This window comes from Mesorhizobium sp. M1409 (assembly GCF_040317535.1).
Taxonomy (GTDB): Bacteria; Pseudomonadota; Alphaproteobacteria; order Rhizobiales; family Rhizobiaceae; genus Mesorhizobium.
Map to the genome: position 1 here is coordinate 181138 of NZ_JAMYKV010000003.1, position 18544 is coordinate 199681.

Here is an 18544-nt window from a genome sequence, read left to right on the forward strand (position 1 = left end):
CTTGCGCGGGAATTATTCAGTGAGACGCGCCGGCACCGCCGGCCTTGTCCCATTCCTCTTGCGAGGTTGAGCCCTTGACGGCGGCGACCACGGCCGCAGTCGCCTCGTCCTGATCGTCGTCGCCTTCCTCGCGCTCCACCGCAGCGGCGCCGAGGCCGAAGCTGGCGAAGTTGTTGCCGAGGGCGGTCCGGATATCGGTGGCGAAGTCGCGGTCATCGTCTTCCAAGCCGTCGACCTTGCCGTCGGCGCGCTCGATCATGGCTTCCGCCTTGCGCTTCAGCTTTTGCGCATCGACGATCGCCCGAATGACACCCTTGTTGACGCCATGCTTTTTCGCGTCGGACAGGATTTCCTTCTGATCGGCGTCGGTCGATTTCTGGATCGCACGCTTCTTCACCTTGAACTCGGCGTCGAGAACGCGGAGCTTCTCCTCGCGCTCTTGCTCGAGGCGGTCGAACTCCTCGACGAAGGAACCCGCCTCGGACGGCGACGCGCGATTCGGCCTTTCGTGGACTTTGGTCATCAAGAAATCCTTTCCGCAGACCGAAGGCCGGCGCGCTGACGGGTGGTGGGTGGCTGGTAGGAGATGCGGGCGTGGTACCGGCAGTAGGGTCCGGTTCCTGCGGCGTCGGTCCCGCAGAAGCCAAAGTCTTCGGCCTGGGGGTCGCCGATTGGCCACTTGCAAGTGCGCTCGGTAAGCTCGACGAGCTTCAGGTTCCGGGAGACCGGGACGAGATCACAGATCGGCCGGCGAGCCTCGCCGGTGACAAGATGGGCTGGCAGTCCCGGGGAGGCGGCGCGCTGTTCGGCACGGCCTTTGAAATCGGCCCATAGTGGGTTGTTGGCGCCACGCCATGAGCTGGTCTCCTGGACGAGCTTGGAGGCGCGTTTGGTCGCTGGTGGCTTTTTCGGGGCCTTCGATGCGGCTTCGACGCCGGCCTTCCTGGCGATTCCCTTGCGTGGTTGGCCGCCACCGAGCTGCAGCTTCAGGCGATGGACCAGGCCGATGACGGCGGACCGGCTGCAGTTCTGGAATTGGTCTGATATCTTCTGGGCCGTCAGGCCCGCATCGCACTGTGCGGTGAGGATCCTGCGGCGTTCATCCCGAGGGATCTTGGTCCAGTCTGGGAGATCGCTCATCTGGCGTCTCCGCTTCCGGATAGATCCATCGCGCCAGCGAGTCTCCCCAGAGCACGCATCTGGTGGCTATCAAGCGGCGCACCCTCCGCGGCAAGATGAGCTGCCAGAATGTTCGCCGTGGCGGCGAGTTTGAGCCTTGCACGTCTAGCCTCCTCGATGGCCTTCAGCTCGCTGAGAGCCACCACCTCTTCGTAGTTTACACGCCTGGCCTCGCCGTAGAACCACGTCTTGACCCGGCTCCATGTGAGCCCGGTGAGAGCGTGTTCAAACTTATCCGAGGTCAGCCCCCTATGCACGGCGCTGATCTGTCGCTTCCATTTCTCACCCGGAGCGAGGATATCGCCCAGATCCCGGGTGAGTGATTGGGCGATGGCCACGCTAGACATGAGGCCACCACCGAGCCGACCGGTCTCTGATAATTCTGAGACCTTGGAAGGCTGTTCCGAGCTTCCAGAACCGATCATTGCTATCTCCATTCCCAGCAACGGAACACGGAGATGCCAGCAATGCCCGGACGGAACCAAAAAAGCGGTGGCCCATGCCAAACGGGACAGACAGGGCCACCAAGCCGGCGGGGTGCCGGCGATCGCGCGCCAGGGTTAGGGACACGCGCGAAATGAATTCGAAGGCGGCTCCGGCGAAAGCACGGAGCCGCAAGCTTATCGGAGCAGGAAAATGGACCTGGAGATCGCCATCAAACAGCTGACGCAGCGGATCGCCCATCTCGAGGCGGCAATCGAGACCGAGCATCTGCTCAAAGCTCTGCGGCCCAGCGTTCTGGCGCGACTGGCGGCGATCTTTGGGCTGGGCTGACATCTCAGGCGGTCTCTCCAGCGGTTTGCTCGACCGCATCGGCGGCGTGATCGCCGGTTTCGCGAACAGCTTTCGCAAAGATGTCGGGTCGAAGATCTTCGACAGGAATACCGGTAAAATGGGAGATATCGCCCATCCGCTCGGCGGGAACCTTCTCCCACTGCGAGATCGCACCCGGGCCGATACCAAGGGCGGCAGCCAACTTGTTGCGGCGGCCGCGCTCTTCATCCAGGTAGGCAATAAGCTTTTCCATGGATGGCAACTTAAGTCCCACTGAAATTAAGTCAAGCTGATTTTTTCAGTGGGACCGAATGGAGCATAAATTGTCGATGCGCGATAATTTCAGCATGGCAATAAAAGCGTCTGACGAAATCCAGCCCACCTACTTCTTCCGCGAGTGGCGGAAGCGGCGCGGGTTGAGCCAGGAGGCGCTCGCCGAGATGATCGGTCTCACCGCCTCATCGATTTCACAGCTGGAGAACGGCAAGCAGGGCTTCACCGATTCGACGTTGGTTGCCATCGCGAAGGCGCTGGATTGCCGGCCTGGTGATCTGCTGTTGTGGGGGCCCGACGACCAGGCGGCTTCAGCTCCGATCCGCGGCATGGATAAGATCGGCGAATTGCTGAGCCGCATCGAAGGATTGCAGCCCGACCATGTGACGGTGCTGTTGTCCGCAATCCAGGGGTTTTTGCAGGCTAATGCCGGACGATCAGAACAAGGCCGGCAAGATGATCGACCTGAACACGCCACTTCCCGCCGTGAATCCTGGCCATCTCGGTAGCGATCGAGGCGGCGTCTCGCTCGATTCGGGTTGTGGGATCTAGTGACCATGCGTTGGCGGCCATGGCGCGCAGCTTCTCTAGCGAGGTCTCCCCTCGCGTTTTTTCAAGCGACATGTAGTGGATCATTTCTGACGTCCCGAGCCCATGCCACGAATAGGAACAATTTCCTTACCCCTTTGTCAACGGCGCTTTTACTAGTTTCTCTGTGCCATTTTGATACTAATGTACGAATATAACCATTTGCTTGCTGTTAACAGGATGTCTCCAAGTGTAATATTACCGCTGTGAATAGCGGGGAAAACTAGCCCCACATTTTGCATTTTTGGGGCGATTTCGAGGGCTTAACGTTTCGGCCATAAGTCGAGGCATGCCAAAGCCGAAGCTCTCCGAGTTTAAGATACGAATTTCGCCCGAACTCATGGCCATCATCGATTCGGCCAGGGGCGACCGAAGCAAGAACAACCAGATCAACGACTGGCTTTGGAGCAAGGCCAGGGGAGATCACGCGGACCAGCTCGCCGATGCGCTGCGCCCTATGCTCGCAGCGCTGAACGAGGCTGATCGAGCCTTGGTTGTCGAGCACATCGTGTCGGCAGTTGAGATCCTCGGCCGGGGCAAGCGCAGATAATTCTCTCTTCGGCATGTATTAGCACGCGTGAGCGCGTCAGCGCGAACACGCGGAGGACAGATATAAACCTTCATCGATATAGCTCTACGTTTAAAGGTTGCACTCTTCGTTAGAACGTAGATCCCAAGCATCTTCACCGCTTATGCTGTCGTCGACGGGGGTGCTCCGGCACCCCCTCGATTCGCGCCCTACGTTCATAGGTTAGCGCTCCGCGCGCGAGGCCCGGCTTGGCGCCAAAGCGTGATTTTCAGTGGGACTTACTTTTCAGCTTGACTTAAGGTTCAGTGGTACTTAACTTCCTCAACACGCTAAGTGAGAGGAAACCCGATGCCACGACCAGCCGTTGTACGCGTCATCGCCGAAAACGCTTCCGAGTTCGCGAAGTGCCTCATCGTGTTTTTCGTGCTGCCGCCAACGCTGACCGTCGCGGCGTACGTGTTGCATCTGCTGGTGCGCTGAGATGGGCGCGCCATCCCTCGTCCCCACGCTCGACGACCTCCGCAGCGAGCTCTCCCTCGCCGAACGCGACCTCATCTGCGCCGACATGATCGACAACTTCCAGCGCCGCGACATCGAGATGGGCAGCGCCCGTCGGCGCCGTGACGACCTGAAAGCGCAGATCGCTCGGATCGAGGAGAGCTTCTGATGGCCGACATCAAGGACGTCACCGACGGCATGCTTCGCGCTTGGGCGGATTGCGGTGTCATCTCATCGGCGACCTACGTCGAGGAAGTCGAACGGCGCCGTTCTCCTCACCCGCGCCTGCTGGTCAACGACGCGCCACCACTCGACTACGCCGTCGATGACGAGCTCGCGATTCCTTACCTTCATCACGATTTCCCGGACATGGATCCCGGTCCAGCCGGCCCGATGCCACCACCACCAGCGGTGAAGTGGGTCGCGCTGATCGCGGCAACGCTGATCATCATTGCGCTCTGGATGGTGCTGTGATGCCGCGCCTGACCGACGCCCAACTGCTCGACCTCGCCGCCGATTCCTTCGAGGTCATGAACTGGGCGCGACGTAACGGCCTGAAGCGCGGCGAGCAGATCAATGAGCTCGTCCGGACCTTCGAGGTCCGGCTTGGGTACCGTGAGGCGGTCAAGCCTGCGGAGGCCGCAGAATGAACCTCGTCTGCGCATTTATCATCTTCGTCGGCATGGCCTTGATCTCAACCGACCTCTGCCGCTCGCTCGACTGCATCGGCGGCAACAAGGCTGCATGCGAACTCGCGGCCAAACGCTACGAGGCGAAACCATGACGGTGATCGCCATCCTCAGCCTCGGCGCCGCCACCGCCGCGATCCTCGCTTTGGCGGTCACGCTCGGCCACTGGCGGCGGGTTCCGGTGCGCTCCGGCTTTGAGGTTCGGTACGAGCATCAGCCAAAGAGGACGAGGATATGATCGGTGACCTTATCGAAGCGCCGGCATGCCGCGAGTGCGGCTGCACCCAGAACAACGCCTGCGTTACGAATGGCGTCCCATGCCACTGGGTCGAGCCCGATCTGTGTTCAGTATGCGCCGGGAAGCCTGATGTTCGTGGGCTTGCGATCATCTCGGCATCCCAGGCCGCTGATGCGCTGGCCGAACTCCTGCGCTTCGCCCGTGAAGGTGATGGCCTGACTGGGCCTTTCCAGACCGATGTCGTCGAACAGCTGCTCGACGCCGCCAAGATGGCGATGGAGGTCGAAGGCTACGACACCGAGCGGCCCGAACGAGCCGAGGTCTACGCGGCTATCGTGAACTTCCTTGATGGGTGGGCGTGATGGGCGTCCGGATAGAAACCCTCGGCTACCCAAGCCGGACTGATGCCGTCTTGGCGCTTCGCCGGCAGGGTGTCTCGACGTCGGAGATCGCGGCGCGCATCGGCATAAAGACAACCACCGTCTCGGCGCTTGAGCATTCCGCCGGCCGTGCCAAGCGCGCGCCGCGGCCACATGAAGAGCTCTGCCGGACGGTGCTGTTCCCGACCGAAATCCTCGATCGGCTCGGCCCGCACGCCGCGAAACGGAACATGCACCCGAACCGCTTGGCTCGCCTGATCGTCGAGACTGTCGTCGATGAGAAGATGATCGACGCCGTTCTGGATGACGCGGACGATTTGCAAGGGTGGGCGTGATGACTAGCCCGTTCAGCCGCTTCACCGACCACGAAGTCCGCGACATGTTGCACGGCGCGGGACTGCCGGCGGTGCTCGACGCCACGAACGTCGCCAAGATCGGCCTCACTCGCATCATGACGCAGCGCCAACTGGTGCTCGCCGCATATCGCGACAATCCTGACGTCGACGCGATTTTCGCCGCGCTCGGCCGGCGGGTCCCGAAGTCCAGCATCCGGTCATACCTCTGCCGTGCCGTGCCAGACGGCGAATGGCGCCAGCGCAACAAGCGCGGATCGGGCAGGGCGGCATGACGATCCAAATCATCAGACCCGCCGATCGCCAAGCCTGGCTCGCCGCCCGATCGAAGGACGTCACCGCATCGGTGGCGGCCGCCGTCCTCGGCGCTCATCCCTACACGACGCCCTATCAGCTTTGGGCGGAGAAGACCGGCCGTCTCTCGCCTGACGACGAAGAGACCGAAGCGATGGAGCGCGGCAACCTGATGGAGCCCGTCGTCGTCGCCATGATCCGGAAGCGATTCCCGGAGTGGACCGTCACCTACGAGAATGATCGGGCCTATTATCGCAACCCGGAGACACGCATCGGTGCGACGCCGGACGCCTTCCTGCATCGTCCGGACCGCGCCGGTACCGGCAACTGCCAGATCAAGACGGCCTCGGAAGACGCCTTCAAGGAATTCTGGCTCGACCCCGACACCGACGATGTGGTGCCACCAACCTGGATCGCCATCCAGGCGATCACCGAAGCCCAGCTGACCGGCTGCGCATGGGCCTGCGTTGCCCTCGTCGTCATCACCTGGCGCGGCACCTTCCAGCTGCACATCATCGATATCCCGATCCATCTCCGCTTGTGGAACCGGCTGCTCGGCAAGGTCGACGAGTTCTGGACGATGGTGGCGAGCGGGGAGGAGCCTTCCCCGGATTGGCGGCGTGACGGCGACGTCGTCATGGACGTCTACCGCGACTCGATGCCGGAGCGGCGCGATCTCAGCGGTGACCTCGAACTCGACTTGCTCGTCCACCAATACGACCGCGCCCGGGTTGAAGCCGCCGGAGCGAAGGCCGTCGTCGACCAGCTGCGCCCGCACATCCTCCACGCCCTAGGCAACGCCGAGATCGGCCTGACCGCCAATTGGGAGGTTTCCGCTCGGACCTCCCACCGCAACACCGGATCGCAGAGCCGCACGCTGCGCATCAAACCACGGAGAGATCTCAATGGAAGTTTCTGAAGCACCATCGATCGTCGGGCCAGGGCACAATCTGGCGACGACCGCCGACATCCTGCGGGACAGGTTCAAGCCGCTGCTCGACGAGGTGGAAAGCCTCGCGAAGCGCGCCACCGATGCGAAAAACGCGCTCACCGATGGTGTGGTCTCCAACGACAACGAGCGCGACGGTCTTGTCGCCCTCGGGATCGAGGCGCGCAAAATGGCGAAGCGACTTGGCGAAACCAAGCTGGCGACGACGAAGCCGCTGCGCGATGAAACCACGGAAACAAACCGGTTCTTCGACACCGTCACCGTTCGACCGGAAACAATCCAGTCCGCCTTCGAGACCATCGTCGGCAAGTACAACGACAAGAAGCGCGAGGAAGCCAGGGTAGCCGCGGCCGAGGTCGCTCGTGTCGCCCAGGAAGAGGCGAAGCGCAAGCTCGAGGAGGCCGCTGCATCCAGCCACAGCGTCCTCGGCGACGTCCTCATGCAGGAGGCAGCTGACGCCGAGAACCGTGCCGCCGTTCTCGTCAACGAGGCGATCACGGCCGGCAGCGGCCCGACGCGCACCTCTGCCGGAACGGTATCCGCAACTGCCAGATGGAAGCACCGCATCACGGATGCCTCGAAAATCCCGCTCGAAAAGCTCCGTCCGTACATGTCGCTCGACGATCTCGACAAGTTCCTGAGAGCTTTCGTTGCCAAGAACAAGAACACCGTGGCGGTGCCCGGCGTCGAAATCTTCGAAGACACGAAAACCTCATTCCGCGGCTGATCGCCGGCGGCAACCTGGAGACCGAAACGATGAACACCCAAGCAGGCAAGGCTGTGGAAACCGTCGACCGCAGCACCGGCGAACTCACCACACTGCCACTAGGCATGTCCGGAAACGGCCAGAGCCTAGCCGTCCAACTGGCGATGGCGGAGCTCAACCAAGACGTCATCACGGCGCGGGCGTTCCCGCGTTCCGTCGCCACGGTGATGCGCAACATCACCGAGCTCGTCATGCTCGACGAGCAGACCGCCAAGGAGTGCGTCTACGCGGTGCCGCGCGATGGAAAAACGATCCGTGGGCCCAGCATCCGGCTGGCGGAGATCATCGCTTCGCAATGGGGAAACTGCCACTGCGCCTCCCGCGTCGTGCACGTCGACAAGATTGAGAAGTACGTCGAATCCGAAGGCATCTTCCACGACCTCGAAACCGGGCTGAAGCGCACCGCGCGCACCCGCAAAAACATTTCGAAGCGGGATGGCGGGCTCTACTCTCAGGACATGATCATGACCGCCGGCAACGCCGCGGCCTCGATCGGCATGCGTGAAGCCATCTTGAAGGGCGTCCCCAAGGCGGTATGGCGGCAGGCGTTCGAGCATGCGGAAAACGTCATCAGAGGCGACGTCACCACGCTGCTGGAACGCCGTGAGGACGCCATGAAGGCGCTCGCCGGTATCGGAGTCACTCCGGAGCGGGTGTTCGCCGCGGTCGGCGTCGCTGGTCTGGAGGAGATCGGTCTCGATGAGCTCACCGATCTCTACGCGATGTACCAGGGCGTCAAAAGCAAGGAGGCCGACGTCGACGAGGTCTTCCCGGCCGTCAAGAAAACCGGCGACCAGCCCGCCGGTCTGAAAGGCAAGCTCGACCAGCTCGCCGGTGATGATGCCTCCAAGAAACCCGCCGCCGACAAAGCAGCCCCCAAATCGGATGCCAGCACTTCCCCGGCGGCCGCCGAGCAATCCGGCAAGCGAGCCGCCCCCGAGGCCGCTACCGGAAACCAGCCGTCGTCCGGCGCCTCCCAAGCGCAATCCCAGCCGGACGACGGCGACCCCATCGCGAAGGCAACCCGCATGGGTCGTGCCGCCTACCGCCGCAACATGAGCAAGAAGGCGATCCCGGTCGACTTCAAGGCGGAGGGCAGGGAGGCCGAACGGCAGGCATGGCTCGACGGCTTCGTCGCCGAGGAGGACGCCGAGGCGCCGGAGCAGGGTTCGGTGGAGGAGGATTGAGCGATGTTCAAGCTCCGCAAAGCTATGCGCCAGGTCGAGTTGGTTGAAGCCGAGCTCCAGCCGGAGACGCTGGCCGGCGATCTCCTCGATCGGAGCGCCAACTCAGTCACCAATATGCTGGATCGGTTCCGGGCCGACGAGATCGCGTTTGAACGCAACATCGCGGATCTGACCGAACGGCTGCGGCAGACCCGTGTCGCCATCACCGCGTTCGAATCTGCTGGAGCCATCATCGATGGCGGCAAGCAGCCCGTCGAAGCGACCCCCAAGAAGATCGGCCGGCTGGTCCCGCGGGCGGTGCCGGCGGCCGGTGACGCCATCGTGATGGTCCACAAGGAAATCCGGGCATGACGCGGTTTCTTGTCACCGGTTTCTTCTTCGCTGGCTTCCTCTTCGTTTTGGCATGGCTCACCATCCTGCCCATGCTTGGCCTGTTCTACATCTGCGGGTGGCTGGCATGACGGTCGAGATCCACGCCGCCGACGTCGCCAAGTTCGCGAACGGCCGCAAGGTCGTCTCGGTGACCAAGCCCGGCACCATGAAGGTGCCGAGCAAGGCGGGTGACCCGGTCGACCAGCCGTTCAACACCGGCGACGTCATGCTGGTCGATGCCGGTGGCCGCGCCATCGTGGCGCCGCTCAACTTCGCCGGCGCCACCGATATCGCCCGCCTCGTCATCGAAGGCGATCCCCATGCGGTGACCGACAGCCATTCGCTGCGGGCGCTGGCGACCGCCGTGATCGGGTTTGCCGCGCAGGTTGTAGCGCCGGAGCCGACACGCGAACTGACCACAGAGGAGAGAGTTTGATGGGACTTTTTAGGAAGGGCGATCTCGTGTCGATCACCGCCAAGGTCAAGTACGACCATCAGGAAGGCGGCACGGTCTGGCTAGACATCGGTTCCGGGGCGATGATCGGCGCCTCAGAAGTGACGATGGTGGCACCCCATTTCGACATCGGCGACCCGGTCATTCATCAAAGCGGCGCAACGGGCTACATCCGGGCCACCCGAGCGCTCCTTGCATGGGTCGAACTCGACGACATGACCGGTTTCGCGACTTGGCCGGCCTCTGATCTCTCGTTGATCACGCCCGAACCGGTCACCGAACAGGCCTTCAAGCCGGAGCCGCCCGCCTCTCCCGACGAAGTCGAAGTCCGGCCGGCGACCGTTGCGGCCGCGCCGGACGAAACCCCCATTCCATATTGAGCCAGGAGCCACCAATGACCATCGCAGAACGCGTGAAGAAGATCATCGTCGAGAGCCTGGGCGTCGGTGCCGACCGGGTGACGAAGGAAGCCGGCTTCATCGACGACCTCAACGCTGACAGCTTGGATCTCGTTCAACTCGTGATGGATTGCGAGGAGGAGTTCGGGATCGAGATCTTGGATAGCGAGGCGGAGACCTGGCTGACCGTCGGCGATGCCGTCACCTACGTCGAGAAGGCGATAGGCTGATGGCCCGCGATCGACATCACCGCTATCGAGTGGAGGCCGCCCATGGCTGACCCGCTCACCCTTATTCGCGTGGCGGATAGCGAGACAACGGCGCTCGGCGACCCAAAAGAGCTTGTGGAAATTGGCTGGACAGATGTCCGCCTCTTTCCGACGGGATGGGCTATTGAGAGCGGGCCACATGCTCGCATCGTCAACCCCGGGATGCCTATATCGCCAGGCGCGATGTCGGCGCATCACCTGCAGGACCACGACGTCGCCGACGGCATGTCGCCGGATGACGCCCGCAGTCTGATCAACACGGGCGCGGACTTCATCTGCTGTCACAACCTCGCGTTCGACCAAGTGGTGCTGAAGCCTACGAAGCCCGGCATCTGCACGTTTAAATGTGCCAAGGACACTTACCCGAACCTCGAAAGCCACAAGAACGGAGCGATCTGGTACGCGCTCGGGCTCGGTGGTGGCGCCAAGCAGATGGAGCCGGTGCACCGCGCCGGACCCGATAGCTGGACCACTGCGCACATTCTCCTCGACCTCCTCCGGGTGCTGCCCGTTGAGACGATGGTCCACATCTCGGCGAACCCGCTTCGCCTACTGAAGATCAACTTCGGCAAGCATGCCGGTCTTTTGTTCTCTGAGCTGCCGACCGACTACCTCAACTTCATCCTGCACAAGTCGGACATGCGGAATGAACCCGACAAGGCCGATGTCGTCCACACCGCGCGCCTGGAATGGGTGAAGCGGACCTCCGATCCGCAACCGCAACAAGCCGCCCGATCGGCGACGGAAGTCGTCGATCCCGACGCCTGGCGCAAAACCATCGGCGGGAGCTTCTGATGGCCGGCGAAGCAATACCTCATCGACATCCTGGCGGAGGATGCAGGCTGCGGGCGGCCGAGAAGCAGGCAATTCATGATCATCCTGATCGCTGGGAACAGAGGATCGCCGAAGACATCTGCTCGCGCGGGTCCGTCTGCCTCGATGGCCAGCGGCGGCGCATCACCGATCTGCTTGAGGCGAACAGCCGTTTCGAACAGGACGGCAGGAACTGGCGGATCGTCGAGCAGCTGCGCGCCGGCGACGGCCACAGCGTGACACTGGTCAATGACAATCCGGATTTCGACGGCCCTGGCGCGTTCGTCGAGTGCTCGGGCGATTGGACCGAATGGGAAGTCCTGAAATTCACTGGCGACAATGTCGATGCCGCGCTCGGGGCCGCATTTGTTGCTTTCAGAAAATGGAGCAGAGACGATGCCGGAAACTGAGGAAGTCGCCGCGGTCGACCAGCCCTTCGAATGGATGCTGGTTGAGATCTTCGGCCATCGCACCCACTGGGGTCGCGGCATCGAGGTCGAACGCTTCGGCGCCAAGATGCTGCGCATCGATGTCCCGCAAGTCGAATGGTCGACGCCGACCGAGGAGAAGCCTGCGCCGGAGCCCATCGCCAAGGCCTGGGTGACGCATTTTTACGGCGGTGCCTCGATCTTTTCGAACACGCTGACCGACGAGTTCACTGTACTGCGCAAGAACGCGCCGTACAGCAAACCGGCGCTCTATATCGCACCGCCGGACAGTGAGGAGCCGCCGCCGGCCACTGACGGTTTCGATGATGACGCGCCCGCCGATGACGACGGCGAGCCGAGGTGGTGACGATGGCCTACCACCGCGCAACCAAGGCAGGCGAAGTTCTCGCTATGCTCGGCGACCACGAGGTCACCACGGCGCCCAAGCTGGCCGCTCATCTGCAGGTCAGCGAACGGACCATCCATCGCTACATCAAGGATCTACGCGCCGCCGGCGCACCGATCCGTGGTGAAGCCGGTATGGGCTTCCAGCTGCGAAAGCGGAGCGTCACCAATGGCTGACGCCCCGATCTGGTCGCCGCAACAGGACGGCGCACTGAAGGCTGTTGCGGCCTGGTACAGCAGCGGTCTCGCACGGCGCCAGGTCTTCCGCGTCTTCGGCTACGCCGGCACCGGCAAGACAACGTTGGCTCGGCACTTCGCCGACGCCCTGAAGGGCGGTGTCATGTACATGGCCTACACCGGCAAGGCCGCGATGGTGATGCGCAAGAACGGTTGCCGCAACGCGATGACGATCCACGCCTCGATCTATGACGTCGATTTCAACCACGAAACAGGCGTCAAGAAGTTCGTGGCCAAGGATGTCGACGAGCTCGCCGACGTCGCGCTGTTCGTGGTCGATGAGTGCTCCATGGTCGACGAGGAGATCGGCAAGGATCTCTTGTCGTTCGGTGTTCCGGTCCTCGTCCTTGGCGATCCCGCGCAGCTGCCGCCGGTCAAGGGCGGCGGCTTCTTCACCAACGCGGACCCCGACATCATGCTGACTGACATCCACCGGCAGGCCGCCGAGAATCCGATCATCAGGATGGCGACCACGATCCGCGAGGGTGGCCGCCTCGAATACGGGGTCTACGGCGTTAGTGAGGTGATCCGGCGTTCCGCGCTGACGCAGGATCACGTCATGAAGGCGGGGCAAGTCCTCGTCGGCTTGAACAAGACGAGGTCCAGCTACAATACCCGGATGCGCGCTCTGCACGGCCGCGCCAGCACTATGCCGGAGGTCGACGACCAACTGGTCTGCCTGAAGAATGACCGCAACAAGGGCATCTTCAACGGCGGCCTCTGGCGTGTCGTCGAGCTGCTGAAGCGCCGCAAGGGCCATCTCAACGATCACTGCATCCGGATGCATGTCTCCTCGCTCGATTTCGATTCGACGGAGCCTGTCGAGATCAAGGTGCGGAAGGAATTCTTCGAGGGCGCCGGCAACGAGATCCCTTGGAAGGAACTGAACGGCACCCAGCAGTTCGACTATGGCTACGCGCTGACCGTCCATAAGGCGCAGGGCTCGCAGTGGGAAACCGTCTGCCTGTTCGATGAGAGCTCGGCGTTCCCCGACAATCGCGCTCGCCACCTCTACACCGCCATCACCCGCGCCGCCGAGCGCATCACGATCGTCATGTGAGGCCCGACCATGAGCAAACTCCTCCATGGTCATACGCGGCGCCTGCAGGGCGGCGGGCGCGTCGATTCGCCAGAATATCGCGCCTATGCCGCGATGAAGACGAGGTGCCTCAACCGGCGCCAGGACCGCTTCGCTGACTACGGCGGCCGTGGGATCAAGGTCTGTGATCGCTGGCTGACTGGTGACGGCGCGCGCACCGGTTTCGAGTGCTTCTTCTCTGATCTGGGGCCGAAACCGACACCGGCGCATTCACTCGAACGCCGCGAGAACGAAGGCGGCTATGAGCCAAGCAATTGCCGCTGGGCAACAGCGGCCGAGCAGAACCGGAATACCAGGCAGAACCGACACCTCTATATCTGCGGTGTCGTGATCTGCCTGGCTGATGCCGCCAGCTTCACGGCCGATTCTCCGAGCGCCGCCACTATCAACAGACGGATCGGACTTGGCTGGACCGCCGAGGACGCCGTCCTCACGCCGGTCGGTCACCGGCCGATCGCCGGCATGGAGGTTTGTTTCTGATGGACGCTCAAGCCTTCCCGCTGACCTGGCCTGATACGATGCCGCGCACCGAGCGCAAGGCGGACTCGCGGTTCAAGACACCGCTTTCGGCCGCGCTGAAGAACGTGCGAGGCTCTCTCGGTCTTTTTGCGACCGACACGAACAAGCGCGTCGAGAGCCTGGTGATCTCTTCGAACGTCACGCTTGGTGTCGAGCGGCCAACCGATCCCGGCGTCGCCGTCTGGTTCGTCTGGGACGGCATGCAGGTCTGCATCGCGGTCGACCGCTACGCCAAGGTCGAGGATAACCTTCAGGCGATTCACCACATCGTTGAGGCTAGGCGCACCGAGATGCGCCACGGCGGGCTGCACATCGTGCGGGCGACCTTCCGAGGCTTCACCGCGCTGCCGGCGCCGAAGCGCGCGTCGTGGCGCGAGGTCCTCGGCTGCCCGCCCGGGGCGGCGCCCAGCGCCGAGAGCATCGAAAGCGCATACCGCCTCCTCGCGAAGAAGGCCCACCCCGACACGCCGGGCGGCTCGCACGACGCGATGACCGAACTCAACACAGCAAAATCAGAAGCCCTCAAAGAGATAGGTGCGTAATGGCCGGCAGCGTGAACAAAGTGATTCTTGTGGGCAACCTTGGCGCCGATCCCGAGATCCGCCGGCTGAACTCCGGCGATCCGGTCGTCAACATCCGCATCGCCACCTCGGAGTCCTGGCGCGACAAGAATTCCGGCGAGCGCAAGGAGAAGACGGAGTGGCACAACGTCGTCATCTTCAACGAAAATATCGCCAAGGTCGCGGAACAATATCTCAAGAAGGGGATGAAGGTCTACGTCGAGGGCCAGCTGCAGACCCGCAAGTGGGAGAAGGATGGCGTGGAGCGTTACACCACGGAAATCATCCTGCAGAAGTTCCGTGGCGAGCTTCAGATGCTCGATACGAAGAGCGAGGGTGGCGGCGATCGGCGTGAGGACAGCGGCGGCTACAGTCGATCGAGCGGGGGCAACAACCGGGGTGGTGGCGACTTCGGCGGTGGAGGGTTCGGCGGCGGAGGAGGCGGGCAGGGTGGTGGCAACCGTCAAAGCAACCGCGAACTTGACGACGAGATACCGTTCTGATGTCCGGCTACTCAGGAAGTTCTTTCCGGGTCTCCCCCATCATCGAGCTCTACTGGATGAGGAGGAAGGTGTGGCAGATCCGCGATTTCATTCAGCTCCATCGCTATCCGCCGCGCCGAGACCTGGGCAGCCGCCACCAATCCATCAAGTGCCTCATCCCAACCTCGCCATGCCCCCTCAGTTCGGACGATCTCCTCAAGAACCCGGTTGTATCTCCTAACTGCGACGCGGACGTCCCGCAGGTCCGCAATTATCTTTCGAGGGACTTTGTCGAGGTCTTGCCAAGCCTCAACGATCGCTGCCGGCTCCTCGATTCTCACGGCATATTCGAGAAGGTTGTGTCGAGTGGAACCACCAATACTCTCCCGGAGTTCGAGCATATCTGCAATGAACTCCGACGTGTCGAGCTCGAGTCGGATCAGCAGAGCAGTTCGATGTGCTTCTGCGGCCAGCAGACCCTCCTGGCGGTCATAGCGCACCTTCGAGATGGCGCCATCGTAGGAAACCAAGGCCGCTCCCACCACGGCAAAAGCAGCAGCTGCGGCTCCCATCGACGAGACGATTTCTCGCCAGTGATGAAAAAAGAAGGCCGGAACGATCACGCCTATCGCCACGGCGATGAACGACGCCCCGAGCCAAAATTCCCAACCTCGCCTCATGGTCTCGCCCCCAATGTCTGACCGCCCCGATCTGATACTCGATCGCCTCCGACTTGGCGACATGCTCCATCAGCAGATCGTCGACGGCCGTCGGCAATGGTGGTTCGACGAACCGTTTCAGGATGTTCCTGATGCTGTGGTGGCGAAGATCCGCGCGGGCGGCGAGTTCGCGCTTGTCGAGGTCGGCGACAGCCTTTTCGGCTTGCCTGATAATTCGCAGACCTGGGAGATGGTCTTGTCGGTCTATCGTAAGCCTCTGGCGCGCCTTGCTGCCACAACGAATTCAGTCACGACGCGCTTACCCTCCTGGCTGATCCCGGTCCCGCCAAGTTTTTGCTCCGCGAGTCCAAGCTCTTTAAGTCTGTCAGCCATAGCCACTGTCAGCATCGCCGTCGCGGCGCCGCCCTGGTTCAGGTTCTTTAGCCAAGTCCACTCGCTGTCGGTCAAATCCTTTTTGGTGATCTTTGGCACAATAGGCTCCTGGAGTGAGTCGCGGCCCCGCATGATCCGCTCGCTTAGACCCGGGGGCAATCCCAATGTCTGACCGAGTTCCTTGCATCAATCCGCGCTGCCGCCGCACCTTCAAGCGCGAGCATGAAAGCCAGGAGATCATCTGCGGGAAATGCTTCCGGATGCTGCCGGATGCCACCCGGAGAGAACATCGGGGCTTCTGGCGCGAGCTCAGGAAATGGGATCGGCGCATCGCTCGCACCTCCGACGAGCTCAAGGCCGTCCGGATGCGGGCAATCCGTGAGCGCATTTCATTCAATCTCGGTCTCCACTGGGATGCCCACATCAAGGCACCCTTGCTGGCGCCGGACAAGCCGGCCGGGCTGGATACGTTCCTCGAGGAGGTAGGTCTATGAAGGAAAATCAGCAGTCGATCGTGACGTGGACCGAGGCTACTTTCGGCACCGCATCGACAAATGCGCGCGTGGCCGCGCGAGCCAACGAAGAGATGGCCGAACTTCTGCGCGCACTGACGATGGACGACAATCATCCGAAGGCGGCCGAGGAAGCGGCGGACATCGTCATCATCTTGTACCGGCTCGCGCATCGGATGGGCTGCGATCTTCACAACGAGATCGATCGAAAGATGGCCATAAATCGACAGCGGCAATGGACCGTTGGCGCGAATGGTCATGGCTATCATGTGCGCGCTGGCAGCGAGGCCGCCGAACGGGCGGAGCAGGCGCAACCGTGACACCAACGCTCGTCCACCGCTACTCCTGGCCGGTCCGCGAAGCGATCGAGCACCTCCTCGATGATGTCGTCGGCGACTGCGAGGCCTGGCAGGTCCGCATCGAAGGTGAGCAGCTCGTCATCGATGTCGTCGGACCATCGGAAGTCACCTTCCGCGTTGGCGACTATGAATATACCGTCGACGGGCGCGAGCAGGAGCCCTCCAACGGGGCTGCAAAAATTAGCACGGCCGCTCCGGAGGCCGACGCCGCCCCGGCCGAACCACCGCGCAAGGGTGGTGCCCTGGCCCGCCAAGCCGGCATCATCTGCGGCGAAAAGGGGTTCTGGACCTTCGTCCTGAAGAAGTTCGGCGCCACGGTGAGCTCGGCGGATGAAGCTGCGACATGGCTGAAGGCACAATGCGGCGTCACCAGCCGCATCGACTTCGATCATGACGCCGGAAAGGCCGCGAACTTCCGTGAGATCGACGGCGCGTACCGGCTCTGGCTTGATGGATTCGATTGATGGCGGGCCGGATGCACATCCTGCCGCCCACCCTGATCCCGTTTGGTGTGAACCGGGAGCAGGCCGCCGCTTTGGTCGGGATCAGCGCGACCCTGTTCGATCGTCTCGTCGTCGATGGCAGGATGCCCGACGCCCGTGTCATCGAGGGTCGCCTTGTCTGGGATGTCTCAGAGGTCGAGCAAGCCTTCCGGGCGCTGCCCCACCGGTCGGAGCCCTCTCAACCTCTTGACGGGGCCGAGAAAGGCGTCAACCCTTGGGATTGATGCCGAAGGAATTGCCAAAGGGAGTCTCGGTCGACAGGGACAGGCACGGGAACGTGCGTCTCTATTTCCGCGCGTCCGGCCGCTCGAAGGTGCGCTTGACGGAAGCGCCAGGCACGGATCAGTTCGATGAAGAGGTCGCCTGCGCGCGCCTCAACCTCCCATACAAGCCCGAAACCGCGAAGCCGGAAACCCCGGCCAGCCGCAAGGATGCCGCCGAGGGGACGCTCCGATGGCTGCTCGGCCAGTATCGCTCTCGAATCGGCAAGCGGGTCAATCCGACGCTGTTGAGCCGCCGGTTGCGGCTCCTCGAGGAGATCTGCGACAGCGAGCACAAGGGGAAGCGCCGCGGCGATCTCCCCTACGCGATGATGGAGCGGAAGCACGTCCTAGAAATGCGCGACAGCCTGAAGACGACGCCGGGGGCGCAAAACGAGGTCGCGAAGACGCTGTCCGCGCTATTCGGCTGGGCGGTTGAGAACGAGCTGCTGAAGGTCAATCCCGCCGCGGGCATCAAGCGCCTCAACGCCGGCGACGGCTTCCACGCCTGGACGATGGAGGAGGTCGAGCAGTTCGAAGCCAAGCACCCTCTCGGCTCCAAGGCTCGTCTCGCGCTGCATCTCGGGATGTACACGGGCCTACGTCTGGCCGATATCGCCGTCGTCGGCCGCCAGCATGTGAAGGACGGATGGCTCTCCATCCGCCCCGGCAAGACGAAGCGATCGTCTGGTGTGGTTGTGGAGATCCCCATCCTGCAGGCTCTTCAGCAGACAATTGATGCCAGCCCTTGCGGGGAGATGACGTTCCTCGTCTCGGAGTGGAAGGCGCCATTCACCGTCAACAGCCTCGGCAACAAGATGCGGGACTGGTGTGATCAAGCCGGATTGCCCCAATGCTCCATGCACGGCCTGCGGAAAGCCGGCGCCACCCTGGCAGCTGAGAACGGCGCCACCGACGAGGATCTGATGGCGATCTTCGGGTGGACGTCGAAGCAGCAGACCACGCTCTACACGCGAAGTGCGAGCCGAAAACGGATCGCGGGAAGAGCAATTCACAAGCTGCTACGGAAACAAAAGAAGGACAAACTTGTCCCACCGACAGCAGGGGTTGAAAAAAGTGGGGCAAAAACAGGTAAAAAAACCAGCAATATCAAAGGCTGAAAAA

General features: G+C 62.5%; 38 protein-coding genes. 33 read left to right on the top strand and 5 right to left on the bottom strand.

Annotated features, from left to right (window positions below; translation table 11 throughout):
• Positions 1 to 16 precede the first annotated feature (16 nt).
• The 3 genes from NKG99_RS04025 to NKG99_RS04035 are packed head-to-tail and all read right to left on the bottom strand — an operon-like array spanning position 17 to position 1604.
• On the bottom strand, positions 17 to 523 hold the full coding sequence (locus tag NKG99_RS04025) for a hypothetical protein (RefSeq protein ID WP_352864427.1): 507 nt from the start codon (positions 521 to 523) through the stop codon (positions 17 to 19).
• Positions 523 to 1140: a GcrA family cell cycle regulator gene (locus tag NKG99_RS04030; protein ID WP_352864429.1), complete on the bottom strand. Its 618-nt coding sequence runs from the start codon at positions 1138 to 1140 to the stop codon at positions 523 to 525. Before NKG99_RS04030 ends, NKG99_RS04025 begins: the two co-directional genes overlap by 1 nt.
• Positions 1137 to 1604, bottom strand: a complete 468-nt coding sequence (locus NKG99_RS04035; protein ID WP_352864432.1) for a hypothetical protein — start codon at positions 1602 to 1604, stop codon at positions 1137 to 1139. The genes NKG99_RS04030 and NKG99_RS04035 overlap by 4 nt, the downstream gene beginning before the upstream one ends.
• A 211-nt stretch (positions 1605 to 1815) precedes the next feature.
• Between NKG99_RS04035 and NKG99_RS04040 the strand changes: the two genes are divergently transcribed.
• A complete protein-coding gene (locus NKG99_RS04040) occupies positions 1816 to 1953 on the top strand; it encodes a hypothetical protein (RefSeq protein WP_352864435.1) in 138 nt (45 codons plus the stop codon).
• A gap of 4 nt (positions 1954 to 1957) precedes the next feature.
• On the opposite strand, the gene NKG99_RS04045 is transcribed toward NKG99_RS04040, so the two are convergent.
• Complete coding sequence (locus NKG99_RS04045; RefSeq protein ID WP_352864438.1) at positions 1958 to 2206, bottom strand: Cro/CI family transcriptional regulator; 249 nt, start codon at positions 2204 to 2206, stop codon at positions 1958 to 1960.
• A 76-nt stretch (positions 2207 to 2282) separates the two neighbouring features.
• On the opposite strand from NKG99_RS04045, the gene NKG99_RS04050 reads away from it, so the two are divergent.
• The 26 genes from NKG99_RS04050 to ssb all read left to right on the top strand — a co-directional run bounded on the left by NKG99_RS04050 (position 2283) and on the right by ssb (position 14754).
• On the top strand, positions 2283 to 2735 hold the full coding sequence (locus NKG99_RS04050; protein ID WP_352864650.1) for a helix-turn-helix domain-containing protein: 453 nt from the start codon (positions 2283 to 2285) through the stop codon (positions 2733 to 2735).
• A gap of 368 nt (positions 2736 to 3103) precedes the next feature.
• Positions 3104 to 3364 (top strand): hypothetical protein, encoded by a 261-nt coding sequence (locus NKG99_RS04055; protein WP_352864441.1) that lies wholly within the window; start codon positions 3104 to 3106, stop codon positions 3362 to 3364.
• A gap of 327 nt (positions 3365 to 3691) precedes the next feature.
• A complete protein-coding gene (locus NKG99_RS04060) occupies positions 3692 to 3823 on the top strand; it encodes a hypothetical protein (RefSeq protein ID WP_352864444.1) in 132 nt (43 codons plus the stop codon).
• Between the two features lies 1 nt (position 3824).
• Positions 3825 to 4010, top strand: coding sequence for a hypothetical protein (locus NKG99_RS04065; RefSeq protein WP_352864447.1), 186 nt, complete (start codon positions 3825 to 3827; stop codon positions 4008 to 4010).
• Positions 4010 to 4315: a hypothetical protein gene (locus NKG99_RS04070; protein ID WP_352864450.1), complete on the top strand. Its 306-nt coding sequence runs from the start codon at positions 4010 to 4012 to the stop codon at positions 4313 to 4315. Before NKG99_RS04065 ends, NKG99_RS04070 begins: the two co-directional genes overlap by 1 nt.
• Positions 4315 to 4491 carry a hypothetical protein gene (locus tag NKG99_RS04075; RefSeq protein WP_352864452.1) on the top strand — a complete coding sequence of 59 codons (177 nt, stop codon included), beginning with the start codon at positions 4315 to 4317 and terminating at the stop codon, positions 4489 to 4491. The genes NKG99_RS04070 and NKG99_RS04075 overlap by 1 nt, the downstream gene beginning before the upstream one ends.
• Positions 4488 to 4625 carry a hypothetical protein gene (locus NKG99_RS04080; RefSeq protein ID WP_352864454.1) on the top strand — a complete coding sequence of 46 codons (138 nt, stop codon included), beginning with the start codon at positions 4488 to 4490 and terminating at the stop codon, positions 4623 to 4625. Before NKG99_RS04075 ends, NKG99_RS04080 begins: the two co-directional genes overlap by 4 nt.
• Positions 4622 to 4768, top strand: a complete 147-nt coding sequence (locus NKG99_RS04085) for a hypothetical protein (protein ID WP_352864457.1) — start codon at positions 4622 to 4624, stop codon at positions 4766 to 4768. Before NKG99_RS04080 ends, NKG99_RS04085 begins: the two co-directional genes overlap by 4 nt.
• A complete protein-coding gene (locus NKG99_RS04090) occupies positions 4765 to 5130 on the top strand; it encodes a hypothetical protein (protein WP_352864460.1) in 366 nt (121 codons plus the stop codon). The genes NKG99_RS04085 and NKG99_RS04090 overlap by 4 nt, the downstream gene beginning before the upstream one ends.
• Positions 5121 to 5483 carry a hypothetical protein gene (locus NKG99_RS04095; RefSeq protein WP_352864462.1) on the top strand — a complete coding sequence of 121 codons (363 nt, stop codon included), beginning with the start codon at positions 5121 to 5123 and terminating at the stop codon, positions 5481 to 5483. The genes NKG99_RS04090 and NKG99_RS04095 overlap by 10 nt, the downstream gene beginning before the upstream one ends.
• Positions 5483 to 5776 (top strand): hypothetical protein, encoded by a 294-nt coding sequence (locus NKG99_RS04100; RefSeq protein ID WP_352864465.1) that lies wholly within the window; start codon positions 5483 to 5485, stop codon positions 5774 to 5776. The genes NKG99_RS04095 and NKG99_RS04100 overlap by 1 nt, the downstream gene beginning before the upstream one ends.
• Positions 5773 to 6714 (top strand): YqaJ viral recombinase family nuclease, encoded by a 942-nt coding sequence (locus tag NKG99_RS04105; RefSeq protein ID WP_352864466.1) that lies wholly within the window; start codon positions 5773 to 5775, stop codon positions 6712 to 6714. Before NKG99_RS04100 ends, NKG99_RS04105 begins: the two co-directional genes overlap by 4 nt.
• Positions 6701 to 7471: a hypothetical protein gene (locus tag NKG99_RS04110; RefSeq protein ID WP_352864468.1), complete on the top strand. Its 771-nt coding sequence runs from the start codon at positions 6701 to 6703 to the stop codon at positions 7469 to 7471. Before NKG99_RS04105 ends, NKG99_RS04110 begins: the two co-directional genes overlap by 14 nt.
• A gap of 53 nt (positions 7472 to 7524) precedes the next feature.
• Entirely contained in the window at positions 7525 to 8697 is a 1173-nt protein-coding gene (locus NKG99_RS04115) for a hypothetical protein (RefSeq protein WP_352864470.1), read from the top strand.
• Positions 8698 to 8700: 3 nt separating this feature from the next.
• The gene (locus NKG99_RS04120; RefSeq protein ID WP_352864471.1) at positions 8701 to 9048 is read left to right on the top strand and encodes a hypothetical protein; all 348 of its coding nucleotides are present in this window, start codon (positions 8701 to 8703) and stop codon (positions 9046 to 9048) included.
• A 106-nt stretch (positions 9049 to 9154) separates the two neighbouring features.
• Entirely contained in the window at positions 9155 to 9505 is a 351-nt protein-coding gene (locus NKG99_RS04125) for a hypothetical protein (protein WP_352864473.1), read from the top strand.
• A 26-nt stretch (positions 9506 to 9531) separates the two neighbouring features.
• Positions 9532 to 9903, top strand: a complete 372-nt coding sequence (locus NKG99_RS04130; protein ID WP_352864475.1) for a hypothetical protein — start codon at positions 9532 to 9534, stop codon at positions 9901 to 9903.
• Positions 9904 to 9917: 14 nt separating this feature from the next.
• Positions 9918 to 10151, top strand: coding sequence for an acyl carrier protein (locus NKG99_RS04135; RefSeq protein ID WP_352864477.1), 234 nt, complete (start codon positions 9918 to 9920; stop codon positions 10149 to 10151).
• 42 nt (positions 10152 to 10193) lie between these two features.
• Complete coding sequence (locus NKG99_RS04140) at positions 10194 to 10985, top strand: hypothetical protein (protein WP_352864479.1); 792 nt, start codon at positions 10194 to 10196, stop codon at positions 10983 to 10985.
• The gene (locus NKG99_RS04145; protein WP_352864481.1) at positions 10985 to 11413 is read left to right on the top strand and encodes a hypothetical protein; all 429 of its coding nucleotides are present in this window, start codon (positions 10985 to 10987) and stop codon (positions 11411 to 11413) included. The genes NKG99_RS04140 and NKG99_RS04145 overlap by 1 nt, the downstream gene beginning before the upstream one ends.
• Entirely contained in the window at positions 11400 to 11798 is a 399-nt protein-coding gene (locus NKG99_RS04150) for a hypothetical protein (RefSeq protein WP_352864482.1), read from the top strand. The genes NKG99_RS04145 and NKG99_RS04150 overlap by 14 nt, the downstream gene beginning before the upstream one ends.
• A gap of 2 nt (positions 11799 to 11800) precedes the next feature.
• Positions 11801 to 12013 (top strand): HTH domain-containing protein, encoded by a 213-nt coding sequence (locus NKG99_RS04155; protein WP_352864484.1) that lies wholly within the window; start codon positions 11801 to 11803, stop codon positions 12011 to 12013.
• Positions 12006 to 13133, top strand: a complete 1128-nt coding sequence (locus tag NKG99_RS04160; RefSeq protein WP_352864487.1) for an ATP-dependent DNA helicase — start codon at positions 12006 to 12008, stop codon at positions 13131 to 13133. Before NKG99_RS04155 ends, NKG99_RS04160 begins: the two co-directional genes overlap by 8 nt.
• Positions 13134 to 13142: 9 nt before the next feature.
• The gene (locus NKG99_RS04165; protein ID WP_352864489.1) at positions 13143 to 13652 is read left to right on the top strand and encodes a hypothetical protein; all 510 of its coding nucleotides are present in this window, start codon (positions 13143 to 13145) and stop codon (positions 13650 to 13652) included.
• Positions 13652 to 14233 carry a J domain-containing protein gene (locus NKG99_RS04170; RefSeq protein WP_352864491.1) on the top strand — a complete coding sequence of 194 codons (582 nt, stop codon included), beginning with the start codon at positions 13652 to 13654 and terminating at the stop codon, positions 14231 to 14233. Before NKG99_RS04165 ends, NKG99_RS04170 begins: the two co-directional genes overlap by 1 nt.
• A complete protein-coding gene (gene ssb / locus NKG99_RS04175; protein ID WP_352864492.1) occupies positions 14233 to 14754 on the top strand; it encodes a single-stranded DNA-binding protein in 522 nt (173 codons plus the stop codon). Before NKG99_RS04170 ends, ssb begins: the two co-directional genes overlap by 1 nt.
• An 11-nt stretch (positions 14755 to 14765) precedes the next feature.
• Here the strand turns inward: ssb and NKG99_RS04180 are convergent, their stop codons facing one another.
• On the bottom strand, positions 14766 to 15413 hold the full coding sequence (locus tag NKG99_RS04180; RefSeq protein WP_352864493.1) for a hypothetical protein: 648 nt from the start codon (positions 15411 to 15413) through the stop codon (positions 14766 to 14768).
• Positions 15414 to 15426: 13 nt separating this feature from the next.
• On the opposite strand from NKG99_RS04180, the gene NKG99_RS04185 reads away from it, so the two are divergent.
• Genes NKG99_RS04185 through NKG99_RS04210 form a run of 6 tightly spaced genes read left to right on the top strand, consistent with a single transcriptional unit; the run spans position 15427 to position 18540 of the window.
• On the top strand, positions 15427 to 15957 hold the full coding sequence (locus NKG99_RS04185; protein ID WP_352864495.1) for a hypothetical protein: 531 nt from the start codon (positions 15427 to 15429) through the stop codon (positions 15955 to 15957).
• Positions 15950 to 16279: a hypothetical protein gene (locus NKG99_RS04190; RefSeq protein ID WP_352864497.1), complete on the top strand. Its 330-nt coding sequence runs from the start codon at positions 15950 to 15952 to the stop codon at positions 16277 to 16279. The genes NKG99_RS04185 and NKG99_RS04190 overlap by 8 nt, the downstream gene beginning before the upstream one ends.
• Positions 16276 to 16617 (top strand): MazG-like family protein, encoded by a 342-nt coding sequence (locus NKG99_RS04195; RefSeq protein WP_352864500.1) that lies wholly within the window; start codon positions 16276 to 16278, stop codon positions 16615 to 16617. The genes NKG99_RS04190 and NKG99_RS04195 overlap by 4 nt, the downstream gene beginning before the upstream one ends.
• Entirely contained in the window at positions 16614 to 17120 is a 507-nt protein-coding gene (locus NKG99_RS04200) for a hypothetical protein (protein WP_352864502.1), read from the top strand. The genes NKG99_RS04195 and NKG99_RS04200 overlap by 4 nt, the downstream gene beginning before the upstream one ends.
• On the top strand, positions 17120 to 17383 hold the full coding sequence (locus NKG99_RS04205) for a helix-turn-helix transcriptional regulator (protein ID WP_352864504.1): 264 nt from the start codon (positions 17120 to 17122) through the stop codon (positions 17381 to 17383). Before NKG99_RS04200 ends, NKG99_RS04205 begins: the two co-directional genes overlap by 1 nt.
• A 53-nt stretch (positions 17384 to 17436) precedes the next feature.
• Positions 17437 to 18540 carry a tyrosine-type recombinase/integrase gene (locus NKG99_RS04210; protein ID WP_352864506.1) on the top strand — a complete coding sequence of 368 codons (1104 nt, stop codon included), beginning with the start codon at positions 17437 to 17439 and terminating at the stop codon, positions 18538 to 18540.
• Positions 18541 to 18544: the final 4 nt, after the last annotated feature.